Below are 26,278 nucleotides of genomic sequence, written 5' to 3' on the forward strand. Positions count from 1 at the left end.
TTCGGCCCGAAGGGCCGGTTTGTTGCGGCGGCGAATGTGCCGCGCCGCCGCGGCGGCGGCTCAGAAGCGGTCGCGGCCGGCAACGCGTGCGACGATGCGCAGGTCGGGCCCGAGCATGTCCACCGACTGGAATTCGAGCGGCAGAGCGCCGGTCAGCGAGGTGAGCGGGCCGTCGGCATGCAGGTGGCTGGCGATGTCGAGCCCGCTGCCGATCAGCTTGGGGGCCAGGTACACCAGCAGCTCGTCCACGCAGCCTTCGCGCAGCAGCGAGCCGTTGAGCTTGTGGCCCGATTCGACGTGCAGCTCATTGACGCCGCGCGCCGCGAGGTCCTGGAGCATCGCGGGCAGGTCGACCTTGCCGTGCAGGTTGGGCAGGCAGGTGATGGTGGCGCCGCGGGCTTCGAGCGCGGCCGCCTTTTCTTCGTTGTGCCGGCTGGCAGCGTAGATCCAGACAGCGCGGCCAGCTATGAAAATGTGAGCGTCGGGCGAGGTCTGGAGGTGGCTGTCGACCACGACGAGGTGCGGCTGGCGCGGCGTGTCGACCAGGCGCACGTCCAGGCGCGGGTTGTCTTCGAGCAGCGTGCCGACACCGGTCAGCATGGCGCCGGTGCGGGCCCGCCAGGCATGGCCGTCGGTGCGCGCGGCCTCGCCGGTGATCCACTGGCTCACGCCGTTCTGCAGGCCGGTGCGGCCGTCGAGCGAGGCCGCAATCTTCATGCGAACCCAGGGCTGCTTGCGGACCATGCGGCTGAAGAAGCCGATGTTGAGCTCGCGGGATTCCTCCGCGCCCGGTCCGACTTCGACCTCGACGCCCGCCGCACGCAGTCGCGCGAAGCCCTGTCCCGCCACGAGCGGATTCGGATCGGCCAGCGAGGCCACGACGCGACGCACGCCGGCGGCGACGAGTGCGTCGCAGCAGGGGCCGGTGCGGCCGTGGTGGGAGCAGGGTTCGAGCGTGACGTAGGCGGTGGCGCCCGCGGTCGAATGGCCCTGGGCCTGCGCGTCGCGCAGCGCCATCACCTCGGCGTGTGGGCCGCCGGCTTGTTGGGTGTGGCCCTGGCCGATCACACGGCCTTCGGCGTCGCAGAGCACGCACCCGACGCGCGGGTTCGGGTCGGTCAGGCGGATCGCGGAGGCGGCGAGCCGCAGAGCGGTTGCGATGTGTTCGGAGGAGGGCATGGGAGCGAAGCGGGAAAAAGGGCGAGGGCGGCGCGAGGCGGCGCCCCGCTCAGATGTCGCGCAGCAGCTGCCGGAACTCGTCCACGTCCTCGAAGCTGCGGTACACCGAGGCAAAGCGCACGTAGGCGACCTTGTCGAGTTTCTTGAGTTCACGCATCACGAGTTCGCCGACCTTGGTCGAATCGATTTCGCGCAGGCCGCTGGCCAGCAGCTTCTGCTCGATGCGCAGCAGGGCGTTGTCGATCTGCTCGATGCTCACGGGGCGCTTGCGCAGCGCTAGCATCATCGAGGCGCGGACCTTGGTCGAGTCGAAGTCGGCGCGGCTGCCGTCCTTCTTGACCACGACGGGGAAGTTGACGTCCGGGCGCTCATACGTGGTGAAGCGCTTGTCGCAGGCGCTGCACTGGCGGCGCCTGCGGACGAAGTCGGCGTCTTCCGAAACGCGGGTCTCGACGACCTGCGTTTCGAGATGACCGCAAAAAGGGCATTTCATGCGGCCAGTGCTTCTCTTCTTCTGTTATTTGCTACGAAATCAACGGTAGACAGGGAAGCGGCTCGTCAAGGCGTGAACCTTGGCGCGCACCGCGTCGATGTTCGCCGCGTCGCGCGGGTTCTCGAGCACGTCGGCCACCAGGTTCGCCGTGATGCGGGCCTCTTCGTCCTTGAAACCGCGCGTGGTCATGGCGGGGGTGCCGATGCGCACGCCGCTGGTGACCATCGGCTTTTCCGGGTCGTTGGGGATCGCGTTCTTGTTGATCGTCATGTGGGCGGCGCCCAGCACGGCTTCGGCTTCCTTGCCGGTGATGCCCTTGGCGCGCAGGTCGACCAGCATGACGTGGCTTTCGGTGCGTCCGCTCACGATGCGCAGGCCGCGCTCAATGAGGGTGTCGGCCACGATCTGGGCGTTCTTGACCACCTGTTGCTGGTAGGCCTTGAACTCGGGCGTCATGGCTTCCTTGAACGCGACGGCCTTGGCGGCAATCACGTGCATCAGCGGGCCGCCTTGCAGGCCGGGGAAGATGGCGCTGTTGATCGCCTTCTCGTGCTGCGACTTCATCAAAATGATGCCGCCGCGCGGGCCGCGCAGGCTCTTGTGCGTGGTCGAGGTCACGATGTCGGCGTGCGGCACCGGGTTGGGGTACACGCCCGCAGCCACGAGGCCTGCGTAATGGGCGATGTCGACCATGAAGATCGCGCCGACGTCCTTGGCCACCTTGGCGAAGCGCTCGAAGTCGATGTGCAGCGAGTAGGCCGAGGCGCCTGCAATGATCAGCTTGGGCATGTGCTCATGCGCCTTGCGTTCCATTGCGTCGTAGTCGATGGCTTCGTTGGCGTCCAGGCCGTAGCTCACCACGTTGAACCACTTGCCGCTCATGTTGAGAGGCATGCCGTGGGTCAGGTGGCCGCCTTCGGCCAGGCTCATGCCCATGATGGTGTCGCCGGGCTTCAGGAAGGCGAGCATCACGGCTTCGTTGGCCGAGGCGCCGCAATGCGGCTGCACGTTGGCGGCATCGGCACCGAATATCTGCTTGACGCGGTCGATGGCCAGTTGCTCGGCCACGTCGACGTGTTCACAGCCGCCGTAGTAGCGCTTGCCCGGGTAGCCTTCGGCGTACTTGTTGGTGAGCTGCGAGCCCTGGGCCTGCATGACGGCCGGCGAGGCGTAGTTCTCGCTGGCGATCAGCTCGATGTGGTGTTCCTGGCGCGCGTTTTCGGCTTGAATCGCGGCCCAGATTTCGGGATCGGTCTGTTCGACCAGGATGTTGCGTTGGTACATGGCAGTCCTTTGAAGACGAGGTCCTTGTTCAACCAAACAAGGGCTGCCCAGGCGAACGGCTGAACGCCTGTTGTGGTCAGGCGGCACGCTTCCCAGTGGTATTCCACGTCAGCGCGTGGCACCTTTTTCAGGGTGCTGCGCCTATCGCCAGTCGCGTACAGGCCGAGTGTAGCGCAGGCCCGGAGGCTTCCGGGCCGCAGGGCTTCAGGAAACTGCGGAGAGCAGGGCGACCTTGGCCGGCTCGCTGCCGGTGGCGGGTTCTTCACGCGCCGGCTTGGCAGGTGCCACGACCGGGATCGGCTGTGCGCGCGCCGTGGTCGGCGGCGGCACGACCATCGTCGACGGCGCACGGCCGGCTGCAACCTGACGCAGGCGCTCGTGCTCGGCCAGCACCTTGGCGGCATAGCCGCCGTCGTCGTCGAGGTTGGCGGCGCCCACGTAGTAGCGCAGGCCGCCTTCGAGCGAGCCGGCGCGGGCGATGCATTCCTGCAGCACCTTCACGCCGACGCGCATGTTGGTCACGGGGTCGAAGGCGGTGAGCGTGCCGCCCGCGCTTTCGTACTTGTCGCCGTGCACGCGAGTCATGACCTGCATCAGGCCCTGGGCGCCGACGTGGCTTTGCGCGAACGGGTTGAAGCTGGACTCGATGGCCATGATGGCCAGGATCAGCGTCGGGTCGAGCTTGGTGCGCTTGCCGATTTGGTAGGCCTCGGAGACCAGCACGCTCAGCGGCTCGGCCGCGACGCGGTACTTCTTGCTGAGCCAGTAAGCCACCGCCGCCTGCTGCTTGGGCAGCTCGTCGGGGCTCGCGGCCGTGGTGCGCTCGATGGCGGTCGGCTCGAGGTCGGTGGCTTCGGGCGCGGGCTTGCGCGACTGCAGCCAGCCCATCAGTTGTTCCTCGCCGGTCTTGCGCAGATCGGGCCGCGCCACGAGGGCGAGGGCCGCGAACACGATGGCCAGACCGACCAGTGCAAACCCGTTGTGGGTGATTTCAAAAAAGCCGTCTGCCACATCGGACACGAAGGTCCGTAGCCCGCGGGCTGTGGCATCAAACGCCTTGCTCATCGCTTTTTTTCCTTTCTGTGCGGCACCTGGCATGCAGCGCCGGAAAGGGCGATGGATGAAGGCAACGGCGCTTGGATTGGTATGTACGAATCAGGCTCCGCGCATGGAGGTTGTGGGGGTAAGGAGCGCGGCGGCCTGATCACGCCGGTGGAATTCGGCAGCGGATTCAGGGAGGCCCTGCTGCGTCCAGCAGCGAGGGCAGGCGGATTCTAGCGTGGCTAAATACACGGTCAAGCATAAGGATTTGGTTTCATATGTTAATAAGTGCTTGAAGAATCCCCTCGTCCGAGGGGGCTCCAGGGGGCACACGCCTACGGGAAATCCCTTGGAAAAAGACATTTGCAAAGGAAGGGAGGGACGCCTAATCTGAACGGGCCTGAGGTTTCAGGCGTTTTTCCGAAGTCAGGCAGTCCGAGGTGCAAGTCAAGGACTCGAACGATGGAGGACTCCACGGCGGCAATCTCTTGCTGCCAGCACGGCGGGAACCATTACTTCCGGTCGCGCGAATCGATGGCATGGGTTTTGAGCCCGCCATCAAGCCCGGTGACAAGACACTTCCGTCGACTCACCGGGCTTTCTTGTTTGTGGCGTTCACACTTTCGGCCTACCGATCCTGTCGAGGGCCGCGCGGGCCTCGCAATGCCTCGCCAAAAGAGAACGCATTCACGTTTCCTTAGACTTTGTTGGCATCTGTTTGCGGCACACTTCTGCGGATGGATGCTGCTTCGATCAAACAAAACAAATGGGTGCGGCGTGGGGTTGTCGCGTTGCTGGTGTTGTTGGCCTTGTGGGTCATCGCCTGGCTGGCGGTGCCGCCAATTGCCAAGAGCCAGCTCCAGAAGATCGCGAGCGAAAAATTGGGCCGGCAGGTCACTGTCGGCAAGATCGACTTCAAGCCCTGGACGCTCGAACTCGCACTGAATGACCTGCGCATTGCCACCGCCGACGGCAAGCAGCCGCAGGTGGCCATCAAGCGCATCTATGCCGATGCCGAACTGCAGTCGCTGTTCCGCCTCGCGCCGGTGATCGACGCGGTGACGGTCGAGGCGCCCGCGGTGCTGCTCACGCACCAGGCCGACGGCAAGTACGACATCGACGACATCCTGGCCAAGCTGTCCTCGGGCCCACCGCCCGACCCGAAGGCCGAGCCCGCGCGCTTTGCGATCTACAACATCTCGATCAAGGACGGCGCGGTCGATTTCGACGACCAGACCGTCAAGCGCCGGCACGAGCTGCTCGGCTTCATGCTGAATGTGCCGTTCCTGAGCAACCTCGCGTCCCAGCGCGAGATCAAGACCGAGCCCAAGCTGGCCTTCATGCTCAACGGCAGCCAGTTCGACTCGGCCGCCTTCACGACCCCGTTCGCACAAAGCCGCAAGACCGACGCCCACGTGCAGTTCAAGGGGCTCGACCTCGTGCCGTACCTGGGCTACATCCCGGGCGGCCTGCCGGTGAAGCTGCAGGCCGGCAGCCTCGACGCCGACCTGAAGATCGATTTCCAGCAGACCGGCACCATCGGCCTGAAGATCACCGGCACCGTCGAGGCCCACGGCGCCAAGCTGGGCGACGCCCGCGGACGTGACCTGTTGGCTTTCGACTCGCTCAAGCTGGCACTGGCCGACGTGCGACCACTGGAGTCCGTGTTCCACCTGAGCGAGGTCGCGCTGACCAAGCCGCAGCTGGTGGTGGCGCGCGATGCCGCCGGCCAGCTCAACCTGATGGCCACGAACCCCGCGACCGGCGCGGCCGAAAAGGCGGCGCCGCTGCCCACGCCCGCGGCCAGTGCCCCGGGCGGCAAGCCGGCGGCCGAGAAGCCCAAGCTCAAGGTGCAGGTCGACAAGATCGCGCTCGGCGGCGGACGCATCGGCTGGCGCGACGAGACCGTCAAGCCCGGCGCGTCCATCGACCTCACCGACCTCGGGATCAACCTCACGGCCGTCACCTGGCCCATGGAAAAGCCCGCGCAGTTCGACGGCAGCACCGCCGTTGCCGGTGCCACGCTGAAGTTCAAGGGCACCGCGACCGACAAGGTCGCCGACGTGCAGACCGAGGTCGAGGCGCTGCCGCTGTCGCTGGCCGCGCCGTACCTGGCGCAGAGCCTGGAGCCCACGCTCGACGGCAAGCTCAGCGGCCAGATCGACGTGTCCTGGGCCCAGCCCGACCTGAAGTTCAAGGCGCGCCGCCTGGCCGCCGATGGCCTGGCGCTGACCCAGGCCAAGACCGCGCTGGCCAGCGTCGGCCGTTTCGAGCTGGTCGATGCCGAGGTCGACATGACCAGGCACACCTTGAACATCGCGTCGTTCACCGCGACCAACCCCAAGGTGAGCGTCGAGCGCGACAACGAGAAGCGCTGGATGTTCGAGCGCTGGCTCAAGACCCCGGCCGGCGGCGCCAAGGTGGCGGCGCCCAAGCCGGCCGACGCCGGCGCGGCGCGCCCCAACAGCGCCAACACCAAGCCCTGGGCGCTGACCCTGGGCACGCTGGCCGTGGACAACGGCAGCCTGTCGTATGCGGACAAGGCCGGCTCGGCGCCGGTGGCGATCGAGGTCACGGCCTTCAAGCTGCACGCCCAGAAGATCGCACCCGACACCAACACCGTCTCGCCGCTGCAGGTGTCGGGCCGCATCGGTGCGGGCCGCCGCGCGGACCCGGGGCGCTTCGACTACAAGGGCACCGTCGTGCTCAAGCCGCTGGCGGCCGAGGGCCGGCTCGAGGTGGCGTCGTTCCCGGCGCATGCCTTCAAGGCCTACTACGCCGACGCGCTCAATGTCGACATCCGCCGCGCCTTCGCGAGCTATCGCGGCACGGTGCGCTATGCGACCGCGCCGGCCGGCATGAGCGTCAAGCTGGCGGGCGACACCGCACTGGACGACTTCCGCGCCAACAGCGTCTCGCTGACCCAGTCGCCGGGCTTCGACCGCAGCAACAGCCAGTTGCTGAGCTGGAAGACGCTGAGCCTGCGCGGTCTGCAGGTCAGCCTGGCGCCCAACGCCGCCCCGACCGTGGATGTGCGCGAAACCACGCTGACCGACTTTTTCGCCCGCGTGATCGTCGACCCCACCGGCCGCCTCAACCTGCTGAGCCTGACCAAGAAGGGCGAGGAAGCGTCGAAGGCCGCCGCTGCTGCCGCCACCGAAGCCAGTACGAAGAAGGGCCCGGGCGGCACGACCACCACGACCCGCGCGCCGGCCTCGGCGCCGCAGCGGGCTTCGGGCGGCGCGCCGGTGTCGGCCGAGGCCATGGTCGGCGGCGCACCCGACGCCGCGCCGGCCGCACCCGCCCCGGTGGTGGCTGCCGCGCCCGCGGCCGACAGCGGCCCCACGCCGGTCATCAACTTCGGTCCGATGAGCCTGGTCAACGGCAAGATCGACTTCACCGACCTGTTCGTCAAGCCCAACTATTCGGCCGACCTGAGCGAGCTGACCGGCAAGCTCAGTTCGTTCTCGTCGAACCCGCCGAACGGGCAGGGCGGCCGTCCGGCGCTGGCCGACCTCGAACTGCGCGGCAAGGCGCAGCAGACCGCGGCGCTCGAAATCACCGGCAAGCTCAACCCGCTGGCCAAGCCGCTCGAACTCGACATCACCGCCAAGATGCGCGACCTCGACCTCGCGCCGCTGTCGCCGTACTCGGTGCGCTACGCGGGCCACGGCATCGAGCGCGGCAAGATGAGCATGGACGTCAACTACAAGATCGCGCCCGACGGCCAGCTCACCGCCACCAACAAGCTGGTGCTCAACCAGCTGAAGTTCGGCGACGAAGTGGCCGGCGCACCCAACAGCCTGCCTGTGCGCCTGGCCGTGACCCTGCTGGCCGACCGCAACGGCGTGATCGACGTCGACCTGCCCCTCAGCGGCTCGCTCAACGACCCGCAATTCAGCATCGGCCCGCTGATCTTCAAGGCCGTGGTCAACCTGATCGTCAAGGCCGTGACCGCGCCGTTCAGCCTGCTGACCGGCGGCCTGGGCGGTGGCGGCAGCGGAGATTCGAGCGCCATCACCTTCGAGTCCGGCAGCTCGGCGCTCAGCACCGGCGCCAAGGAAAGCCTGGACAAGGTCGTGAAGGCCCTGACCGATCGGCCGACCCTGCAGATGACCGTGGTGGGCACTTCCAGCCTCGAAAAGGAACGCGACGCCTACCAGCGCCAGCGCCTGCGCCAGCTGACCCAGGCCGAGAAGCGCCGCGTCGCCGTGCGCGGCGGCGGGACCGGCACCGAGGTGCCGCCGGTGACCGATGCCGAGTACCCGGAGTTGCTGACGGCCGTCTACAAGCGCTCCGACATCACCAAGCCGCGCAACATGGTCGGCCTTGCCAAGGACCTGCCGGTGAAGGAAATGGAAAACCTGCTCCTGGCCAGCGTGCCGGTCGACGAGGAGTCGATGCGCCAGCTCGCGGTGGAGCGTGGCGCCGTGGTGCGCGACTACCTGCTGGCGCAGAAGCTGCCGAGCGAGCGCCTGTTCCTGGGGGCCGTGCGCACGACGGCCAGCGGTGCCGACTGGAAGCCCGGCGCCGAGCTGAGCCTGACCATGAAATAGCCGGCAGGGCTTGGCTTTTCGCCTTGCCTTGCCATATATCTAGCGGGCCCTTTCCAGCCCGCCGAACGGTGCACGCCGCGGTTCCGATACGGAATTCGGCGGGCTGTTCGCCAACTGGGTGAAAATGTCGATGTGCGCCGGCCTTTGCCGGCGCCTTCGCTTTCTCTACCAAGACAACGATTTCGCGCAGTGACCTCTACTTCTTCCAAGCCACACGACCTCCAGGCCCTCGATACGCTCACCGGTGGCGCCTTCACCGCGCCAACCTCGGGCGAGCGTTCCGCGCGCATCCGCGACTGGCTCGCGGGCAACCCCACGTCCGAGCAGATGCAAGAGGTCTTCAAGGAGTTGAGCGGCCGCGACAAGGGCGCCGCGCGCCTGCTGCGCGAAAAGCTCGACGAAATCAAGCGCGCCAAGGGCCAGGAAGCCATCGCCGCCGAATGGGCGCAGAAGGCCGAGACGCTGCTGGCGCAGTCCAAGCTCAACATCGCCGACGCACTGGCCTGGCAGCGTGACGCCGCCAAGGCCGGCGCGCCGCTGTCGCGCGAACCGCTGGCGGGGCTGAAGGCCCAGCTGGCCGAGCGCGTCAAGGGCATCGAAGACCTGCAGCACCGTGCGCAGGTCCACCGCGAAGCCGCCGTCTTGCTGGCACAGCGCTTTGAAGTGCTGTCCACCAAGGGCTGGAAAGACGCCCAGGCCGCCGAGGAATCGCTGCGTGCCGACGTGACCCACTGGCAGCAGCAGGCCGCGGACATCGTGGCCGATGCCAACTGGAACAGCCTCGACGCCAAGTTCGCACCGCAGCTCGATGCTTCCAAGTCGCAGCTGCTCGTGGTGTCCGACTCGTTCCACGGCGCGCTGGCGCAGGCGATTGCCGCCGCGGCCGATGCCGCCGCGCCGCTGCCGCCCGTGCCCGTCTGGGCCGACGAGCTGCGTGCCGCACGCGGCGAAGTGGTGGCCCCCAAGGCTGCCGCACCCGCCCGTCCCGCCGCACCCAAGGTCGACCCGGCCATTCGCGCCGCGGCGCAAGACGCCGTGCAGGCCGCCCTCGCCAAGCTCGAACAGGAAACCGCGGAAGGCCACGGCAAGGCCAGTGCCGGTGCTGCCGCCGCGCTGCGCGCCGTGCTCAAGGAGCATGGCAAGCTGGTCGACGCACCGCTCGAAGCCCGCGTGCATGCCGCATTGGTCGCCGCCGGCGAACTCGAAGGCTGGCAGCGCTGGAGCGCCGACAAGGTCCGCGAAGACCTCGTCGCCAAGGCCGAAGGCCTGCTCAAGCGCCCCGAAGGCCAGGCCCTCGGCGGCCGCAAGATGCAGGAAACCCTGCGCGCCCTGCGCGACCAGTGGAAGCAGGCCGACCAGGGCGGCGTGCCGAACCACGCGCTGTGGAAGCGTTTCGACGAAGCCTGCAACGAAGCCCACAAGGTGGTCGAAGCCTGGCTCGAGAAGGTGCGCGCCGATGCCGCCGAGCACCGCGGCTTGCGCGTTGCGCTGATCGAAGAGGTCAAGGCCTGGGCTGCCGAACATGCCGGCGCCACCGACCTGAAGGCGCACAACCGCGCGCTGCACCAGTTCGCCGACCGCTGGCGCGATGCCGGCCACGTGGGCGAGAAGGTGTTCGCCGAGCTGCAACCGCTGTGGAACGAAGCCTTCGGCGCCGCCCGTGCCCCGTTCGAAACCGCGCAGAAGGCCAGCGTCGAACGTCGCCAGGCCATGATCGCCGAAGCCGCCGAGCTGGGTGCCCAGCCTATGCTGCGCATCGACGCCGTCAAGGCGCTGCAGCAGCGCTGGCAGGCCGAGGCGCAGGGCGTGCCGCTCGATCGCCGCCACGAACAGAAGCTGTGGGACGCCTTCCGCGCGCCCATCGACGAAGCCTTCAACCGCAAGACCGCCGAGCGCGAAAAGGCGTCGTCGGCCATGAGCGAGCACGACCGCTACGTGCTCGATGCGTCCAAGGCGCTCGACGCGGCCAATGCCGGCGGCGACGCACAGAAGATCCGCGCCGCCATCGCCGGCCTCGAAGCCGCGCTGCGCGGTGAAGCACCGGCGCCCGCTCCGGCACCCGCCACCACGAGCGACGGCCCCTCGGTCGGCGCGACCGGTGTCGAAGCCCCCGGCCAGGCCGCCGCCGAGTTCGGCGAAAGCGCCGAGCAGACGCCGGGTTCGAGCGATGCCGAAGCCACGCCGTCCGCACCCGCGGCGGCATCGGCCGACGCGCCCGATCTGGTCGCCCCCGCAGACGGTGCCGATGCATCGGCCCGCAGCGACAGCGCCGCGCACGAAGCGGGTGAGGCTGCAAGCGTCGCACCGGCCGCGCCGCCGAAGCCCGCACCCAAGCCCGTGGTCGCCATGCGTGGCGACGACCGGCCCAGCAGCAAGAAGGGCGAAGCCGCACCGGCCGCTCGCGGCACGGGCCGTTTCGGCGACCGCCGCGACGCCGGCCGTCCCGGTGCCGGTGGCCCCGGTCGTCCGAACGACCGTGGTGGCCCGCGTCCCGATGCACGCGGTGGCGACCGCGGCGCACCGGGCGGAGGTGGCCGTTTCGGCGACCGTCCGCCGCGTGAAGACCGCGGCCCGCGTCTGGGCGATGCCGCCTTCCGCGCGCAGCGCGAAGCGCTTGAGCGCGCCGACTTTGCGCTGCGCAAGCTGGCCGCGCAGGCCCACGGCGAAGCCCTCACGCAGGTGCTCGGCGCCTGGGAGCAGCGCGACGCCGCCCGTCTGCCGAGCGTGCAGGAATTGGGCCGTGCCGTGACGCCGGCCGTGCGCAGCCAGTGGTCGCAAGCCGTGGGTACCGCACCGACGGCCGCTGTGGGTGATGCCGCCGAAGCGCTGCTGCGCCTCGAGATGGCCGCCGAAGTGCCGACGCCCGCCGAGCAGCTCGACGCACGCCGCGCGCTGCAGCTCAAGCTGCTGACGAAGCGCGGCGACCCGACGCCGGCCCAGACCTGGGGCCAGGACGCCGGCAAGGTGCTGGCCGCCGCGCACGACGCCACCACGGCGCGCCGTCTGCAGAACGCGCTGAAGGCGCTGCTGCGCAAGTAAGAGAAGGCAGGGCGGCAATGCGCCGCTCATGTGAAAAAGGGCGCCTCGCTAGGCGCCCTTTTCTTTGCCTGCGCCGATGGCTGCTCAGGGCTTCGCTGGAAGAAAGAAGGCGTCGAACAGCGCCACGACCTGCGGAAAGTCGCGCGCGAAGTTCGGCCGGTTCACGAAGTAGGCCTCGCAGGCCACCGCGAAGAATTCGCTGATCGAGGTCGCACCGTAGTCGTCGAGCCAGGGCGGCTCGGCGCCGAAGCGCTCGGCGAGGATGGTCTTTTCGCGAAAGTCGTCGTAGGCCGACTGCAGCACCGCCCTCCAGGCTGCGCGAGCCTCGCGCGCACTGCGCCGGCCCATGAAGCCCGTCGGCAGCGGCGGGCAGCCGTCGGCGATGCCGTTGCGCATGTCGATCTTGTGGGCGAACTCGTGGATCACGACGTTGTAGCCGCCCTCGCTGGTCACGCTGCTCGCGAGCACGTCCTGCCAGCTCAGCATCACGGGGCCCTGGTCCATCGCCTCGCCGGCGACGACTTCCTCGTACTCGTGCACGACCAGCGCGTCATCGACGACCTTGCGCTGTGCCACCACTTCGGACGGGTGCACCACGATGCCGACGAAATCGTCGTACCAGTCGAGCCCGTCCTTCAGGTGCAGCACCGGCAGCACGGCCTGCGCCGCGACGGCCAGCGCCACCTCGTCGGTGATGGCGAAGCCCTGCGTGCCATGGAATTCCTTGTCACGCAGGAACTCGGCCGCGAGTATGCGCAGCCGTTGTTGCTCCGCGGGCGGCAGTTCGCCCAGGAAGGCGTAGCGCGCAAGCGTGGCGCGCCAGGCGGCATCGGGAATCGGGGGCAGGGTGCGCAGACGGCGCAGCCACTTGAACATCGGCGGACGGTGCGCCTAGCGCAGGTCGACGCGCTGCGCGCCGGCGGCCGACAGGCACAGCAGCTGCGCACGCGGCGGATGGGCGGCGGCATCCCAGTCGCTCAGCACGATGCGACGCAGGCCATGGCCCAGGTCGTGGACGGCGGGGCGATGGGTATGGCCGTGGATCAGCGCACTGGCGCCTGCGTGTTGCAGCCATTGGCGGGCAGCGTCCGCGTCCACGTCGGCCCAGAGGGTGGAAGGATCGCGCTTGCGGTCTTCGCTCTGTGTGCGGATGGCGCGGGCGAGGGCGCGGCGCTCTTCCAGCGGGCGCGCGAGGAACGCGGCCTGCCATTCGGGCGTGCGCACCTGGGCGCGAAACTGGAGGTACTCGGTGTCTTCGAGGCAGAGGGCGTCGCCATGGCTCAGCAGCCAGCGTTCGCCATGCAGCACCAGCACCGTGGGGTCGTCGAGCAGCGTGAGGCCGCATTGCGCCGCAAAGGCCTTGCCGACGAGGAAGTCGCGGTTGCCGTGCATGAAGAACACCGGCATGCGCTGCGCCGTGCGCTGCAGCAACTCGACGCACTGCGCCTCGAAGCCGGGCTGGTCGGCGGCATCGTCGCCCACCCACACCTCGAACAGGTCGCCGAGGATCACCAGCGCATCGGCCGGCGTGGTCTGCAGGTAACCCTGCCAGGCCTCGAAGGTGGCCAGTTCGCTGGCCTGCAGGTGCAGGTCGGAGATCAGGTCGACGGTGCGCCACGCGGGCGGCGCCACCAGCTCGGAGAAAGCCGGGTTCGCCATCGGGGTCATGCCGCGCCGCCGTGCCTGAGATGCGGCGGCTGCCGCCGGGCCGCCCCAAGGCGAGCCGCGCCTCCCCCTTGGGGGTGGCGAAGCACACGAAGTGGCAAGCCGGGGGGCTCATTTACTCGGCGGTGACGACAGCCTTTTCGATCACGACGTCTTCGAGAGGCACGTCGTCATGGAAGCCCTTGCGGCCCGTCTTCACGGCCTTGATCTTGTCGACGACATCGGCGCCGCCCGTGACCTTGCCGAACACCGCGTAGCCCCAGCCTTGGGCCGAAGGCGCCGTGTGGTTCAGGAAGCCGTTGTCGGCCACGTTGATGAAGAACTGGGCGGTGGCCGAGTGCGGTGCGCTCGTGCGGGCCATGGCCACGGTGTAGTTGGCGTTCTTGAGGCCGTTGTTGGCTTCGTTCTCGATCTCCGCGCCGGTGGGCTTTTGCTTCATGCCGGGCTCGAAACCGCCGCCTTGCACCATGAAGCCAGGGATCACGCGGTGGAACACCGTGTTGTCGTAGTGGCCCTTCTTCACGTACTCGATGAAGTTGGCGGCCGACTTCGGCGCCTTCTCGGCGTCGAGTTCGAGCGTGATGACGCCGTAGTTCTTGATGTGCAGTTCGACTTGGGGGTTGCTCATGGGATAGCTCCTTCTACGGAAATGAGATTACTTCGCCAGCGTGGCGGATTGGATGGTGAGGGTTTCGACGGGCACGTTCTGCATGCCGCCCTTGTTGCCGGTCTGCACGGCGCGGATCTTGTCGACCACGTCGGTGCCGGCGACGACCTTGCCGAACACGGTGTAGCCGTAGCCGTCGGGATTGGGGGCGTTGAGCGAGTCGTTGTTCTTCACGTTGATGAAGAACTGCGAGGTGGCCGAGTTCGGGTTGCCGGTGCGGGCCATCGCGATCGTGTACTTGTCGTTCTTCAGGCCGTTGTTGGCCTCGAGCGGGATCGGCGGGCGCGTGGGCTTTTGCTGCAGGTCGGCCGTGAAGCCGCCGCCCTGGATCATGAAGCCGTCGATGACGCGGTGGAACACCGTGCCGTCGTAGTGCTTGTCCTTGACGTACTGCAGGAAGTTTTCGACCGTCTTGGGGGCCTTGGCCGCATCGAGCTCGACCACGATGTCGCCCGCCGAGGTGGCGAGCTTGACGCGTGGTGCGGCCTGCTGGGCGTGCGCGCCGGCGGCAGCGCCAAAGGCCAGGGCCGCAGCCAGCGTGAGGGCGCCGCGGCGGCTGAAGCGGGAAAGTGCAGAGGTCGTCAAATGAGGCTCCGTGTGCGGGTGGAGGAGAGGGCGATGGACCTGCAGTTGCGCAGGTTGGGAGGCAACTGTGTGCGCACCGCCGGATTGCAAGGGGCTGTTGGCCGGAACTTGGCCGCTACTTGGTCGTGCGGCCCACGGGCTTGCGCACTTCGGCAGGCGCCGCAGGCAGCACGGCCGCATCGGCCGTGGCCTTGGGTGTGAAAATCTGGCGGATCAGCGAAAGCTTGGGCGCCACGCTCGCGTTGGTGGTCGCGAACTGCTGGGCGCGCATGTATTCCTGGGCCGCCAGGCGCGCGTACACGTCGCCGAGGTTCTCGTGTGCGGTGGCGTAGTTGGGGCTGAGCTTGAGCGCCGTTTCGAGCGCGGCGCGGGCCTGGTCGAACTTGCTTTGCGAGGCGTACAGCGCCGCGAGGTTGTTGTAGGGCTCGGGCAGTTCCGGGAAGTCTTGCGTGAGCTGCGTGAACGCGGTGATGGCCTCGGCGGTCTTGTTCTGCTCGGTGAGGATCACGCCGCGCAGGAAGCGCATCTGCGGGTCGCGCGGCTTGCCGGCGATGTAGGTGTCGGCCTTGGCCAGCGCCTCGGCGGACTTGCCCTGGCGCAGCAGAAGGTTGACGTCGTCGTAGTCGTTGGCGTGCGCGGCAATGCCCCACAGACCGAACAGCAGTGCAAAGGTAATGGGGAGTTTGGAGAACACGGCGTGCTTCATGAAGTCTCGGCAGGATGGGGGGAGCGGGCCTGGAGAACACCCGGATGCTGCGCGGCGGCAGCCGTTTATACTGCGTCGCATTGTAGCCGAGGGGCCACGTCGAACCCCTCGTAGCCACGCCCCCCGTCACCCCTGAAATACACCGTTGTTCGCCCGTGCCGCACGTGCGCGAATCAACGCTTTCCGAGTCCCATGAGTCTGCGCATCTACAACACGCTGTCGCGTGAATTGGAGGAATTCTCCCCCCTGCAACCTGGGCAGGTTCGCATGTACGTGTGCGGCATGACGGTCTACGACCTGTGCCACATCGGCCACGCCCGCATGATGATGGCGTTCGACGTGGTGCAGCGCTGGCTGCGCGCCAGCGGCTATGCCGTGACCTACGTGCGCAACATCACCGACATCGACGACAAGATCATCGCCCGCGCGGTCCAGCGCGGCATCACCATCCGCGCGCTGACCGACGAGGTGATCGCGGCCATGCACGAGGACATCGGTGCACTGCGCATCGAGCCGCCCACCATCGAGCCGCGCGCCACCGAATACGTGCCGCAGATGCTCGGCATCATCGAGACGCTGGAGCGCAAGGGCCTGGCCTACCGTTCGGACAACGGCGACGTGAACTACGCGGTGCGCAAGTTCCCCGGTTACGGCAAGCTCTCGGGCAAGTCGCTCGACGAACTGCACGCCGGTGAACGCGTCGCGGTGCTCGACGGCAAGCAAGACCCGCTCGACTTCGTGCTCTGGAAATCCGCCAAGCCGACCGAACCCGATGATGCCAAATGGGAAAGCTCCTTCGGCACCGGCCGCCCGGGCTGGCACATCGAGTGCTCGGCCATGAGCTGCGCCACGCTCGGCGAGACCTTCGACATCCACGGTGGCGGCGCCGACCTGCAGTTCCCGCACCACGAGAACGAAATTGCGCAAAGCGAAGGCGCCAACGGCAAGCCGCTCTCGCGCTTCTGGGTGCACAACGGCTTCGTGCGCGTGGACAACGAGAAGATGTCCAAGAGCCTGGGCAACTTCTTCACCATCCGCGAAGTGCTGCAGAAGTACGACGCCGAAAGCCTGCGTTTCTTCCTGGTGCGCACGCATTACCGCAGCGCGCTCAACTACAGCGACGCGCACCTCGACGACGCGCGCAACTCGCTCAAGCGCCTGTACACCGCGCTCGACCTGGTGGCGCCGGTGGCCGTGGCCATCGACTGGACGCAGCCCCACGCCGCACGCTTCAAGGCAGCGATGGACGAAGACTTCGGCACGCCCGAAGCCATTGCCGTGCTGTTCGAGCTGGCTGGCGAGGTCAATCGCACCAAGTCTGCAGAGACCGCGGGCCTTCTCAAGGCGCTGGCCGGAACGCTGGGGTTGCTGCAAGGCGACCCGAAAGCTTTTTTGCAAGCCGGCACCACGCTCGACGAAGCCACCATCCAGTCGAAGATCGATGCACGCGCGGCGGCCAAGGCGGCGAAGAATTTCGCCGAAGCCGATCGCATTCGCCAGGAACTCCTCGAGCAGGGCATCGTGCTCAAGGATTCGCCCACGGGAACGACCTGGGCGGCTGCACAGTGAACGGAACGACGAACCCCGTACCTGCAACCCAGCAGACCAGCGTGCGCATCTACACGCCGGACTATTGGGAGGAAGCCTGCAAGCACCTGGCCAAGAAAGACCGCGTGATGAAGCGGCTCATTCCGAAGTTCGGCGAAGCCTGCCTCGAATCGCGCGGCGACGCTTTCACCACGCTGGCGCGCAGCATCGTGGGCCAGCAGATCTCGGTGAAGGCCGCGCAGTCGACCTGGGACAAGTTCGCGACGCTGCCGCGCAAGCTGACGCCGGCCAACGTGCTCAAGCTCAAGGTCGATGACATGCGCGGCGCCGGGCTGTCGGCACGCAAGATCGAATACCTGGTCGACCTGGCCCTGAATTTCGATTCGGGCACCGTGCATGTCGACCGCTGGCAAGACATGTCGGACGAGCTCATCATCGAAGAGCTCGTGGCCATCCGCGGCATCAGCCGCTGGACCGCCGAGATGTTCCTCATCTTCCACCTGATGCGCCCGAACGTGCTGCCGGTCGACGACCAGGGCCTGCTCAACGGCATCAGCGTGAACTATTTTTCGGGCGATCCGGTCAGCCGCAGCGATGCCCGCGACGTCGCCGTGGCCTGGGCGCCGTATTGCAGCGTGGCGACTTGGTATATTTGGCGATCGCTGGACCCCGTGCCGGTCGCATATTGAACAAAACAGGAGAAGACGTTGGCGAAACGAACCTTCCTCGACTTCGAGCAGCCCATTGCTGAACTCGAAACCAAAATCGAAGAACTGCGCTATGTACAGACCGAATCGGCGGTCGACATCTCGGAAGAAATCGATCAGCTCGGCAAGAAAAGCCAGCAGCTCACCAAGGACATCTACAGCGACCTGACGCCCTGGCAGATCACCAAGATCGCGCGGCATCCGGAGCGCCCGTACACGCTCGACTACGTCAACGAAATCTTCACGGACTTCGTCGAGCTGCATGGCGATCGTCATTTCTCGGACGACCTGTCGATCGTCGGTGGCCTGGCGCGCTTCAACGGTGTGCCCTGCATGGTGCTCGGCCACCAGAAGGGCCGCGACACGAAGGAGCGCACCGCGCGCAACTTCGGCATGAGCAAGCCCGAGGGCTACCGCAAGGCGCTGCGTCTCATGAAGACGGCCGAGAAATTCAAGCTGCCGGTGTTCACCTTCGTGGACACGCCCGGTGCCTACCCCGGCATCGACGCGGAAGAACGCGGCCAGTCGGAAGCCATCGGCCGCAACATCTTCGAGATGGCGCAGCTCGAGGTACCCATCATCGTCACCATCATCGGTGAGGGTGGTTCGGGCGGCGCGCTGGCCATTTCGGTCGGCGACCAGCTCGTGATGCTGCAGTACTCGATCTACTCCGTGATCAGCCCCGAAGGCTGTGCCTCCATTCTCTGGAAGACCAGCGACAAGGCGCAGGAAGCCGCAGATGCACTGGGCATCACGGCGCACCGCCTGAAGGCGCTGGGCCTGGTCGACAAGATCGTCAACGAACCCGTCGGCGGCGCGCACCGCGACCATCGCCAGATGGCCGCGTTTCTCAAGCGCGCGCTCAACGATGCCTTCCGCCAGGTCAGCGACCTGAAGACGAAGGAACTGCTGGACCGCCGCTACGAGCGCCTGCAGAGCTACGGCCGGTTCAACGACACCAAGGCCGACAACAGCCGCTGAGCGGCTTTTCCTTTTTCGATCATGAGCGAAGCCTTCGAACGCGCCATGGCCGCGTTCGAACCGGCGAGCCTGCCACTGGCCGTCGGCTTCAGCGGCGGTGCGGATTCGACCGCCTTGCTCGCGGCCTGCGCGGCGCGATGGCCGGGGCGGGTGATTGCCTTTCACGTGCATCACGGCTTGCAGGCGGCGGCTGACGACTTCGAACGGCAGTGCGCGCAACTCTGCGAACGGCTCGGTGTGCCGTTGGTGACGCACCGGGTCGATGCGCGGCATGCCTCAGGCGACAGTCCCGAAGATGCGGCACGCCGCGCACGCTATCACGCGTATGCAGCCATGGCGCAAGCCGATGGGGCGCGGCCTGCGGTGTCGTCCATCGCGCTCGGGCATCACGCCGATGACCAGGTCGAAACGCTGCTGCTGGCGCTGTCCCGCGGTGCCGGCCTGCCGGGCCTGGCTGCCATGCCCGCGCATGCCGTGCGCGACGGATTGAACATCCACCGGCCGCTGCTCGCGGTGCCCGCGGCCGATATCCGAGACTGGCTTGCGCACAAGCAGTTGCCATGGATCGAAGACCCGAGCAACGCCGACGCGCGCTACTCCCGCAACCGCATTCGCGCCGTGCTGCTCCCCGCATTGGCGGAGGCTTTCCCGCAGTTCCGCGCCACCTTCGCCCGCAGCGTCGGCCACGCGGCGCAGGCGCAGCAACTGCTGGGCGAATTGGCGGCGCAGGACCTCGCTGCAGTGGGCGAGCCGCCGCAGATCCGGCCGTTGCAGGCGCTGTCCCGCGCGCGGCAGGCCAACGTGCTGCGCCACTGGCTGATGCAGGCACACGGCTGCGCACCGAGTGCAGCGCAGCTTGACCAGCTGCTGGACCAGGTCCATGCCTGCACCACGCGCGGGCACCGCATCCACCTCAAGGTGGGCGCAGGCTTCGCCGAGCGCAGGGGAGAGCGGCTGCATTGGTACAATGCCCCGCCCTCGCTGAAGACTTCGCTCTGACGGCTTGCAGGGCGCCGCTTTCCAGGCGGCCCTTTATCTTTCTCTGATTTCATCCATGGCATTGATCGTTCACAAATATGGCGGCACGTCGATGGGCTCGACCGAGCGCATCCGCAATGTCGCCAAGCGCGTCGCCAAATGGGCGCGTGCGGGCCACCAGATGATCGTGGTGCCCAGCGCCATGAGCGGCGAAACCAACCGCCTGCTCGGTCTTGCCAAGGAGCTCTCGCCGGGCAAACCCGGCGTGGCCTATCACCGCGAACTCGACATGCTCGCCGCCACCGGCGAACAGGCCTCGTCGGCGCTGCTGGCGATGGCGCTGCAGGCCGAAGGCGCTGAGTCCGTGAGCTACGCGGGCTGGCAGGTGTCGGTGCGCACCGACAACTCGTACACCAAGGCCCGCATCGAGAGCATCGACGACGCCAAGGTGCGCGCCGACCTCGAGGCCGGCCGCGTCGTGGTCATCACCGGCTTCCAGGGCGTGGACGACGAGGGCAACATCACCACGCTCGGCCGTGGCGGCAGCGACACCTCGGCCGTGGCCATCGCAGCGGCCATGAAGGCCAGCGAGTGCCTGATCTTCACCGACGTCGACGGCGTCTACACCACCGACCCGCGCGTCGAGCCCGATGCGCGTCGCCTGAACACCGTGAGCTTCGAAGAGATGCTCGAGATGGCCAGCTTGGGCTCCAAGGTGCTGCAAATCCGCTCGGTGGAATTCGCCGGCAAGTACAAGGTGCCGCTGCGCGTGCTTTCGAGCTTCACGCCGTGGGACATCGACATCAATGAAGAGGCCAAGTCCGGCACGCTGATCACTTTCGAGGAAGACGAAAACATGGAACAAGCCGTCGTATCCGGCATCGCATTCAATCGCGACGAAGCCAAGATCTCGGTGCTCGGCGTGCCCGACAAGCCGGGCATCGCGTATCACATCCTCGGTGCCGTGGCAGACGCCAACATCGAAGTCGACGTGATCATCCAGAACCTCAGCAAGGACGGCAAGACCGACTTCAGCTTCACCGTGCATCGCAACGAGTTCGCGCGCACGGTCGAGCTGCTCGAGTCGAAGGTGATGCCTTCGCTGGGCGCCACCGAAATCGTGGGCGACACCAAGATCTGCAAGGTCAGCATCGTGGGCATCGGCATGCGCAGCCACGTGGGTGTGGCGAGCAAGATGTTCCGTGTGTTGAGCGAAGAGGGCATCAACATCCAGATGATCTCGACCAGCGAAATCAAGACCTCGGTCGTGATCGACGAAAAATATATGGAATTGGCCGTGCGCGCGCTGCATAAAGCGTTCGATCTGGACCAACCGACCGCTTAAGTAATGGCATAATTGCGGTTGCTTTCAGGAACTGTGACCGAGTGGCCGAAGGTGCTCCCCTGCTAAGGGAGTATGGGGTGTAGAGCCTCATCGAGGGTTCGAATCCCTCCGGTTCCGCCAGGATTGGCTTCCTGATCACTTTGCAGTGATCAAACAGCCCTTAAGAGCCCCGCCAGTCGGGGCTTTTTTGCGTCTGCTCGCAACGCACGGCAGTTCCGCCGAAAAGGCGAGGCGATGTCTTCAGGACGGCTGCGGTCCGAGCGTGGACAGCGTCGCGATCGGCGCTGCGTCCACATGCAATTCGTAAGGATCGCAAGGCACGGAAATCTGCCGCCCGTCGAAGCGCACCCTCACGTGCGGATAGGTCGTTCCGGTGATGATGCCGGGCCGGCCTTCACAGACGACGCGATCCCCGCGGCGGAACGACCGACCGAACCGAAGCCTGATTTTTTCAAAGCTCATTTCAGAGTCTCCTGGAGTGCATCCGATGCTCAGCGCACCGGGTCGGATTCGATCGGTGGCCGGACCAGGGTCGCGGCCGTGTCTTGAAGGATCAGCGCGTGATCCGGGTCGTGGCTGAGGTAGGGGCTGGTCAGCAACTGGCCGATCAGCCGGTCGAAGTGGTAGCGGACCTTCGCCGGCTCGGGGTGCGCGGCGTACAGCGCGCGCAGCATCGAGACGACGGCGCTGGTCTGCGTGGCCAGGACCTCCATGGGGCCCAGGCGGCCTGCCGCTTCGAAAACTGCTTGTGGGTCTGTGGGGGGCATCCTGGCCTCCTTTTTTGGGGCGTTGGGATGCTTAACGAAAAAAGAAGCTTAAAGGACTACTTGTGGAAACATCATCCCCGAAACGGGTGACGTCACGCCCTTTAAATGTGATTTATGTCACGAAAAATTGCCTATTGCTTCCTCTCGGGTACTGACCCCAGCAGTCTGGACAGCATCTGCAGCGCATCGGTCGCCAGGTCCGAAAAGCGCACGGAGCACGCGAGCATGAGGTTCAGCGGCAGCCCGAAGTCTTCGATCAGCGTGCCCTCGGGGTCGCGCAAGGTGCCGTCCGGGCCGCGGCCGACGAGGCCTGCCGTGCCGGCGCGCTGTGCGTAGGTGCCCGGCGGGACGCCGTAGGCGGCCACCGGCAGGCCCAGGGCGATGGCCACGCCGACCTCGAACACCGTGCCCGAGTCCGGCTCCAGGCCGCGAAACGGCGCAAGGTTGGCAATGACGCCATCCACCGACCGCAGCAGCTTCATGTTTTCCTCGTAGATCCGGCGCGCCGGGTCGGGGCCGGCGTGCGTGCCGTCGAACGGTGGCACGGCCGTCATGCCGAGCGCGTCGCAGGCCAGCGCCAGCGCGGCAAAGTACTGCGCGGCGTCTGGCCGGAACACGTCGGGGCCCGCGAGATAGACCCGCGGACGCGTGGGGGAGGAGGGCATCTGTCAAGTATGCGGCCGCCCCCGCGAAGCGCCCACGGGAAGGGCTGCGGCCCGGTGGGTTACTTCTTCATCGCCTTGACTTCGGCCACGCCCTGGCTTTCGTCGGCCTTGGCCAGCTTTTCCTTGCCCTTGGCTTCCTCCACGCAGACGTCCTTGGCGTTGTCCTTCATGGCATCGCAGGCGGTGCGGCCGGTTTTGTAGTCGGCCGAGAGCTTGTCGCGGGCCGCCTTGTATTCGGCCACTGCCGGATCGACCGTGGCCGTGGGCGGTGGGTTCACTTGTCGCTCGCACGCCGCCTGTCTGTAGGCGAAGACCGACTGCCGCCAGAACCCCCAGATCTGGTGATGACAGGAGGCGTGCAGCGAGGGGACACTGCATCTTCACGCGCGAAGCCTGGGTGATGATTCGGGCATGCTTCCCACCTTGTCCGAACCGTCTTGATGTCCGCTTTTTCCCCCCAGTCCGAAGGCCCGGCGATGACGCCGCCGCCCAGTCCCGATTTGCCGGTGCCCGTGCTGATCGTCGAGGACGACGCGCTGATGCAGCGTCGCATCGTCGACATCCTGGCCCAACTGGGCTACGCCCGCGAAGCGCTGGTGCTGGCGGGCACGCTGGCCGATGCCCGCATCGAACTCACGCGGCAGCCGTTCGCGCTCGTGCTGGTCGACCTGGGCCTGCCCGACGGCAACGGGGTGGAGCTGATCGCGCAGATGAGTGCATCGATCCACGCGGACGATGGCCCCGGCATCCTCGTGATCTCCGCCTGGAGTACCGACGACCTCATCCTCAACGCGCTGCGCGCCGGCGCCACCGGCTACGTGCTCAAGGAGCGCGACGACCTGGAGCTGCTGTTGTCGATCCGCAGCGTGCTGCGCGGCGGGGCGCCGATCGATCCGTTCATTGCGCGCCGCATCCTCGACCTGACGCAGGCGCCGCCGGCCACGCCGGGGCGCGTCGGCGAAGATGTGCTGACCTCACGCGAGCTGCAGATCCTCCAGCTGGTGGCCGAAGGCCTGACCAACCGCGAGATAGCCGAGCAGATCTTTCTGTCGCGGCACACCGTCGAATGCCACATCAAGAACATCTACCGCAAGCTCACCGTTTCTTCGCGCACGCGCGCCGTCTTCGCAGCGCGTTCGCGTGGCTTGCTGGCCTGAGCCTGTGGTGGTTGTTCGCGCACGCGGCTTCGGCGGCCGGGGCGGCCGAGGCGTGCGCACCGCGCATCGACACTGTGCGGGCCGTGCCCGCCGCGCCCGGCGCCGGGCCTGAGGCACCGCCCCCGATCGACGGTTGGCAGCCGGTGACGCTGCCCGATCTCTGGAGCGAGCGCTGGCCCGGCTTCGAAGGCACCGTGTGGTACCGCATCGACTGGCAGCGCCCCTGCGCGGGCCGCGACGACGAGCCGCAGCTGGGCGTGGCCTTCGACTACCTGAGCATGGCCGGTGCTATCTCGCTGAACGACAACCTGCTCTGGCGCGACGCCAGCCTCGTGGAGCCGCTGAGCCGCAGCTGGAACACGCCGCGCGTCTTCTTCCTGCCGGCCGCGGCCTTGAACCCCGGCACCAACACGCTGTGGGTGCAGGTGGTGGGCGGCAGCATGTACGGCTCGGGGCTGGGCCGCGTGGTGCTCGGCCCGGCGGACGAGGCGGTGGCGTACCACGACGAGCGCCGCCTGTTCGCGCGCGTGCTGCCCGCGGTCAACCTGGTCATGTCGATCACGCTGGGCTGCTTCTTCCTCGTGCTGTGGCTCATGCGCCGGCAGGAAACCGCCTATGGCTGGTACGCACTCAGCGCCATCGCCTGGCTGGTGTTCGCGAGCAACACGGTGGTCAGCACCTTGCCGTGGCCGTTCGGCTCCACCGACGCCTGGTCGCGCTGGATCACGGCGTGGATGGTTCTGTACGTGAGCTGTTTCTGCATGTTCATGTGGCACTTCGGCGACCAGCGCTTTCCGCGCCTGAGCCGTGTGCTGTGGGCGGTGGCCGCACTGGCCGTGGCGGCGATCGCGCTGCTTGCGCAACCCGCGCTGTCGGTCGCGACGCTGGCGGTGTTCATCGTGTATTCGCTGCTCTTCATGGCCGTCTGCGTGCAGTTCATCCTGCGCGCGCTCGACACGAAGAAGACCGAGCACCTGCTGCTGGCCCTGTGCGCCTTCGGCTTCCTGGTGGCCGCCGTGCACGACGCGCTGATGATCCTGCGCGTCATCGACGACCGCTTCGGCTACACCGTGGTCACGGCGCCGCTGATCATGATCGGGATGTCGCTGATCCTGGCGGGCGGCTTCACGCGCAGCCTGCGCCGCGTCGAGAGCTTCAATGACGACCTGGCGCGCGAAGTGCGCGGGGCGCGCACCGAGCTGGCCGACACGCTCAGCCGCGAACACCGCCTGGAGCTCGACAACGTGCGGCTGCACGAGCGCCTGAGCGTGGCGCACGACCTGCACGACGGCCTGGGCAGTTCGCTGGTGCGCTCGATCGCGCTGGTGGAGCAATCGGGCGAGGCGCTGCGGCGGCCGCAGTACCTGTCGATGTTCAAGTCGTTGCGCGACGACCTGCGCCAGATCATCGACACCCACAGCGGCGGCGCGGCGCCGGTCGCTGCCACGCCTACGCAATGGCTGGCGCCGATGCGCCACCGTTTCGGCCGCCTTTTCGAGGAGATGGGCATGCGCAGCCACTGGCAGACGCCCGCGGCCTGGCCCTGCGCGCTGTCCGCGCGCCAGGTGCTGGGCCTCACGCGCCTGCTCGAAGAAGCGTTGGCCAACGTCGTGAAGCACAGCCGCGCGCACACGCTGCGCGTGCAGCTGATGGCCGACGGCGAGGCCGGTGTGCTGCTGAGCATCGAGGACGATGGCGTGGGCTTCGATGCGGTCGCCGTCGGCTCATCGATCGGCGGACTGGGCCTGCGCAGCATGCAGGCGCGCATGACACGCATCGGCGGCACGCTGCAGATCGATGCGGGCGATGGCGGCACGCGGCTGGAGGCGAGGGTGCGGGCGCCCGTGGCAGGCGCTGGCAGCAGCTGAGGCGCGCTGCCCGCGTGATCAGCGCGCCTTCCGGAACGCGCGAACCTCAGGCGCCGGGTGGTCTTCGATGTGCTGCAGCAGGAAATCCAGAAACTCCTGCGCCGACGGCGAGAGCCCGCGGTCCTTGTTGAGCCACACCTGGAACTTGCGGCTGAGCACGGGCGTGACGAGCGGGCGGAATTCGAGCTTCTGGCGCTGCAGCAGTTCGCCTGCATACGGCAGGCAGGTGGTCACGCCCAGGCCGTGCTCGACCATGCTCAGGGCCGTCGTCAGGAAGGCGACTTCGTGCGTCGGGCTGAATTCGAGCCGGCCCGGCGACGCATACAGCTCGGCGCTGAGCAGCTGCGTGTATTCACCCTGCAGCGAGATCACGGGGTAGCGGACCAGGTCGCTCCAGGCGACCCGCTGCTTCTTGGTGAGCGGATGCCCCGGGGGCAGCACCGCCAGAAAGGGCAGGGTGAAGAGCGTGCGCGCCACCACGTTGGCGGGGGCGTCGCGCTCGGGGCCGATGGCCAGGTCGACGTCGCCGTTGATGAGGCGGCCCAGCACGCTTTCCACCATCGAGTCCTGCAGGCGCACGCGGATGCCGGGGTACTTCTGGGCGAAGGCCGCCATGATTTCCGGCATGACCGTGCACGCCATCACCTGCGGCACCGCGATGCGCACGGTGCCGGTGCGCAGCTCCCGCAGGTCGGACACCGCGTCGAGCGCCATGCCCAGGTCCTGGAGGATGCGTTCGGCCATCGGCAGGAACACCTCGCCTGCACTGGACATCTGCAGCCTGCGCGTCGTGCGGTGAAGCATCTGCACGCCCAGGTTGGACTCCAGGTCCTTGATGAGGCCGCTCAGTGCCGACTGCGTGATGTGCAGCCGCAGGGCCGCCTCGGTCACGCTGCCGGCGCGGGCCACCGCGATGAAGGCGCGCAATTGGCGCAGCGTGACATTCATCGGTTTATCCGATAAGTGGGAAAGAAATATCTGATTGAACCATGAATGAAGCTCGCATCCAATCGCAGCGCCATCACAACAACCACTGCAGGAGACATC

22 protein-coding genes, 1 tRNA gene, 1 pseudogene and 1 riboswitch are annotated in these 26,278 nt (G+C 67.2%); of the genes and pseudogenes, 10 read left to right on the forward strand and 14 right to left on the reverse strand.

Features of this window, described 5'->3' with window-relative positions:
• Positions 1-60 precede the first annotated feature (60 nt).
• The 4 genes from ribD to CLU95_RS28225 form a co-directional block, all read right to left on the reverse strand.
• Positions 61-1,179: a bifunctional diaminohydroxyphosphoribosylaminopyrimidine deaminase/5-amino-6-(5-phosphoribosylamino)uracil reductase RibD gene (gene ribD / locus CLU95_RS28210; protein ID WP_099796649.1), complete on the reverse strand. Its 1,119-nt coding sequence runs from the start codon at positions 1,177-1,179 to the stop codon at positions 61-63.
• A gap of 49 nt (positions 1,180-1,228) precedes the next feature.
• Positions 1,229-1,672 (reverse strand): transcriptional regulator NrdR, encoded by a 444-nt coding sequence (gene nrdR, locus CLU95_RS28215; RefSeq protein ID WP_007836918.1) that lies wholly within the window; start codon positions 1,670-1,672, stop codon positions 1,229-1,231.
• Between the two features lie 39 nt (positions 1,673-1,711).
• On the reverse strand, positions 1,712-2,956 hold the full coding sequence (gene glyA, locus CLU95_RS28220) for a serine hydroxymethyltransferase (protein ID WP_099796650.1): 1,245 nt from the start codon (positions 2,954-2,956) through the stop codon (positions 1,712-1,714).
• Between the two features lie 38 nt (positions 2,957-2,994).
• Positions 2,995-3,121, reverse strand: a riboswitch (ZMP/ZTP riboswitch).
• A 39-nt stretch (positions 3,122-3,160) separates the two neighbouring features.
• Positions 3,161-4,021: a lytic transglycosylase domain-containing protein gene (locus tag CLU95_RS28225; RefSeq protein WP_099796651.1), complete on the reverse strand. Its 861-nt coding sequence runs from the start codon at positions 4,019-4,021 to the stop codon at positions 3,161-3,163.
• A gap of 713 nt (positions 4,022-4,734) precedes the next feature.
• On the opposite strand from CLU95_RS28225, the gene CLU95_RS28230 reads away from it, so the two are divergent.
• Both CLU95_RS28230 and CLU95_RS28235 read left to right on the forward strand, forming a co-directional pair.
• Positions 4,735-8,553 carry a DUF748 domain-containing protein gene (locus CLU95_RS28230; RefSeq protein WP_099796652.1) on the forward strand — a complete coding sequence of 1,273 codons (3,819 nt, stop codon included), beginning with the start codon at positions 4,735-4,737 and terminating at the stop codon, positions 8,551-8,553.
• Positions 8,554-8,742: 189 nt separating this feature from the next.
• Positions 8,743-11,592, forward strand: coding sequence for a DUF349 domain-containing protein (locus tag CLU95_RS28235; RefSeq protein WP_099796653.1), 2,850 nt, complete (start codon positions 8,743-8,745; stop codon positions 11,590-11,592).
• Positions 11,593-11,676: 84 nt separating this feature from the next.
• Here CLU95_RS28235 and CLU95_RS28240 read toward each other — a convergent pair whose 3' ends face one another.
• The 5 genes from CLU95_RS28240 to CLU95_RS28260 form a co-directional block, all read right to left on the reverse strand.
• Complete coding sequence (locus CLU95_RS28240; RefSeq protein ID WP_099796654.1) at positions 11,677-12,468, reverse strand: zinc-dependent peptidase; 792 nt, start codon at positions 12,466-12,468, stop codon at positions 11,677-11,679.
• A 15-nt stretch (positions 12,469-12,483) separates the two neighbouring features.
• Positions 12,484-13,260: a UDP-2,3-diacylglucosamine diphosphatase gene (locus CLU95_RS28245; RefSeq protein WP_373669850.1), complete on the reverse strand. Its 777-nt coding sequence runs from the start codon at positions 13,258-13,260 to the stop codon at positions 12,484-12,486.
• 112 nt (positions 13,261-13,372) lie between these two features.
• Positions 13,373-13,885 carry a peptidylprolyl isomerase gene (locus tag CLU95_RS28250; protein ID WP_099796656.1) on the reverse strand — a complete coding sequence of 171 codons (513 nt, stop codon included), beginning with the start codon at positions 13,883-13,885 and terminating at the stop codon, positions 13,373-13,375.
• A gap of 27 nt (positions 13,886-13,912) precedes the next feature.
• Positions 13,913-14,509, reverse strand: a complete 597-nt coding sequence (locus CLU95_RS28255) for a peptidylprolyl isomerase (RefSeq protein ID WP_099796657.1) — start codon at positions 14,507-14,509, stop codon at positions 13,913-13,915.
• Positions 14,510-14,624: 115 nt separating this feature from the next.
• Complete coding sequence (locus CLU95_RS28260; RefSeq protein WP_099796658.1) at positions 14,625-15,215, reverse strand: tetratricopeptide repeat protein; 591 nt, start codon at positions 15,213-15,215, stop codon at positions 14,625-14,627.
• 192 nt (positions 15,216-15,407) lie between these two features.
• Between CLU95_RS28260 and cysS the strand changes: the two genes are divergently transcribed.
• From cysS to CLU95_RS28290, 6 genes are all read left to right on the forward strand, one after another.
• Positions 15,408-16,784 (forward strand): cysteine--tRNA ligase, encoded by a 1,377-nt coding sequence (cysS, locus tag CLU95_RS28265; protein WP_099796659.1) that lies wholly within the window; start codon positions 15,408-15,410, stop codon positions 16,782-16,784.
• Positions 16,781-17,452 carry a DNA-3-methyladenine glycosylase family protein gene (locus CLU95_RS28270; protein WP_099796660.1) on the forward strand — a complete coding sequence of 224 codons (672 nt, stop codon included), beginning with the start codon at positions 16,781-16,783 and terminating at the stop codon, positions 17,450-17,452. The genes cysS and CLU95_RS28270 overlap by 4 nt, the downstream gene beginning before the upstream one ends.
• A gap of 18 nt (positions 17,453-17,470) precedes the next feature.
• On the forward strand, positions 17,471-18,451 hold the full coding sequence (locus CLU95_RS28275) for an acetyl-CoA carboxylase carboxyltransferase subunit alpha (RefSeq protein WP_056582036.1): 981 nt from the start codon (positions 17,471-17,473) through the stop codon (positions 18,449-18,451).
• A 21-nt stretch (positions 18,452-18,472) separates the two neighbouring features.
• The gene (gene tilS, locus CLU95_RS28280; protein ID WP_099796661.1) at positions 18,473-19,450 is read left to right on the forward strand and encodes a tRNA lysidine(34) synthetase TilS; all 978 of its coding nucleotides are present in this window, start codon (positions 18,473-18,475) and stop codon (positions 19,448-19,450) included.
• 55 nt (positions 19,451-19,505) lie between these two features.
• Complete coding sequence (locus CLU95_RS28285; protein ID WP_099796662.1) at positions 19,506-20,774, forward strand: aspartate kinase; 1,269 nt, start codon at positions 19,506-19,508, stop codon at positions 20,772-20,774.
• A gap of 27 nt (positions 20,775-20,801) precedes the next feature.
• Positions 20,802-20,894: transfer RNA gene (locus tag CLU95_RS28290), tRNA-Ser, on the forward strand.
• Between the two features lie 120 nt (positions 20,895-21,014).
• Here the strand turns inward: CLU95_RS28290 and CLU95_RS28295 are convergent.
• The 4 genes and pseudogenes from CLU95_RS28295 to CLU95_RS28310 all read right to left on the reverse strand — a co-directional run.
• The gene (locus CLU95_RS28295) at positions 21,015-21,236 is read right to left on the reverse strand and encodes a hypothetical protein (protein WP_099796663.1); all 222 of its coding nucleotides are present in this window, start codon (positions 21,234-21,236) and stop codon (positions 21,015-21,017) included.
• Between the two features lie 29 nt (positions 21,237-21,265).
• On the reverse strand, positions 21,266-21,541 hold the full coding sequence (locus CLU95_RS28300; protein WP_099796664.1) for a hypothetical protein: 276 nt from the start codon (positions 21,539-21,541) through the stop codon (positions 21,266-21,268).
• A 131-nt stretch (positions 21,542-21,672) separates the two neighbouring features.
• Positions 21,673-22,206: a nucleoside 2-deoxyribosyltransferase gene (locus CLU95_RS28305; protein WP_099796665.1), complete on the reverse strand. Its 534-nt coding sequence runs from the start codon at positions 22,204-22,206 to the stop codon at positions 21,673-21,675.
• Between the two features lie 92 nt (positions 22,207-22,298).
• A pseudogene (locus CLU95_RS28310) lies at positions 22,299-22,484 on the reverse strand (hypothetical protein); the annotation flags it as partial.
• 162 nt (positions 22,485-22,646) lie between these two features.
• On the opposite strand from CLU95_RS28310, the gene CLU95_RS28315 reads away from it, so the two are divergent.
• On the forward strand, positions 22,647-23,363 hold the full coding sequence (locus CLU95_RS28315) for a LuxR C-terminal-related transcriptional regulator (RefSeq protein WP_257214755.1): 717 nt from the start codon (positions 22,647-22,649) through the stop codon (positions 23,361-23,363).
• Positions 23,364-23,446: 83 nt separating this feature from the next.
• Entirely contained in the window at positions 23,447-25,231 is a 1,785-nt protein-coding gene (locus tag CLU95_RS28320; protein WP_180288690.1) for a sensor histidine kinase, read from the forward strand.
• Between the two features lie 18 nt (positions 25,232-25,249).
• Here the strand turns inward: CLU95_RS28320 and CLU95_RS28325 are convergent, their stop codons facing one another.
• Positions 25,250-26,179, reverse strand: coding sequence for a LysR family transcriptional regulator (locus tag CLU95_RS28325; RefSeq protein ID WP_099796669.1), 930 nt, complete (start codon positions 26,177-26,179; stop codon positions 25,250-25,252).
• Positions 26,180-26,278: the final 99 nt, after the last annotated feature.

The organism is Variovorax sp. 54 (genome assembly GCF_002754375.1).
Lineage (GTDB): Bacteria > Pseudomonadota > Gammaproteobacteria > Burkholderiales > Burkholderiaceae_C > Variovorax.

Coding starts and splice junctions, on each gene's coding strand:
- ribD (WP_099796649.1), bottom strand. CDS start 1,179: ATGCCCTCCTCCGAACACATCGCAACCGCTCTGCGGCTCGCCGCCTCC.
- nrdR (WP_007836918.1), bottom strand. CDS start 1,672: ATGAAATGCCCTTTTTGCGGTCATCTCGAAACGCAGGTCGTCGAGACC.
- glyA (WP_099796650.1), bottom strand. CDS start 2,956: ATGTACCAACGCAACATCCTGGTCGAACAGACCGATCCCGAAATCTGG.
- CLU95_RS28225 (WP_099796651.1), bottom strand. CDS start 4,021: ATGAGCAAGGCGTTTGATGCCACAGCCCGCGGGCTACGGACCTTCGTG.
- CLU95_RS28230 (WP_099796652.1), top strand. CDS start 4,735: ATGGATGCTGCTTCGATCAAACAAAACAAATGGGTGCGGCGTGGGGTT.
- CLU95_RS28240 (WP_099796654.1), bottom strand. CDS start 12,468: ATGTTCAAGTGGCTGCGCCGTCTGCGCACCCTGCCCCCGATTCCCGAT.
- CLU95_RS28245 (WP_373669850.1), bottom strand. CDS start 13,260: ATGACCCCGATGGCGAACCCGGCTTTCTCCGAGCTGGTGGCGCCGCCC.
- CLU95_RS28250 (WP_099796656.1), bottom strand. CDS start 13,885: ATGAGCAACCCCCAAGTCGAACTGCACATCAAGAACTACGGCGTCATC.
- CLU95_RS28260 (WP_099796658.1), bottom strand. CDS start 15,215: ATGAAGCACGCCGTGTTCTCCAAACTCCCCATTACCTTTGCACTGCTG.
- cysS (WP_099796659.1), top strand. CDS start 15,408: ATGAGTCTGCGCATCTACAACACGCTGTCGCGTGAATTGGAGGAATTC.
- tilS (WP_099796661.1), top strand. CDS start 18,473: ATGAGCGAAGCCTTCGAACGCGCCATGGCCGCGTTCGAACCGGCGAGC.
- CLU95_RS28285 (WP_099796662.1), top strand. CDS start 19,506: ATGGCATTGATCGTTCACAAATATGGCGGCACGTCGATGGGCTCGACC.
- CLU95_RS28295 (WP_099796663.1), bottom strand. CDS start 21,236: ATGAGCTTTGAAAAAATCAGGCTTCGGTTCGGTCGGTCGTTCCGCCGC.
- CLU95_RS28300 (WP_099796664.1), bottom strand. CDS start 21,541: ATGCCCCCCACAGACCCACAAGCAGTTTTCGAAGCGGCAGGCCGCCTG.
- CLU95_RS28305 (WP_099796665.1), bottom strand. CDS start 22,206: ATGCCCTCCTCCCCCACGCGTCCGCGGGTCTATCTCGCGGGCCCCGAC.
- CLU95_RS28315 (WP_257214755.1), top strand. CDS start 22,647: ATGTCCGCTTTTTCCCCCCAGTCCGAAGGCCCGGCGATGACGCCGCCG.
- CLU95_RS28325 (WP_099796669.1), bottom strand. CDS start 26,179: ATGAATGTCACGCTGCGCCAATTGCGCGCCTTCATCGCGGTGGCCCGC.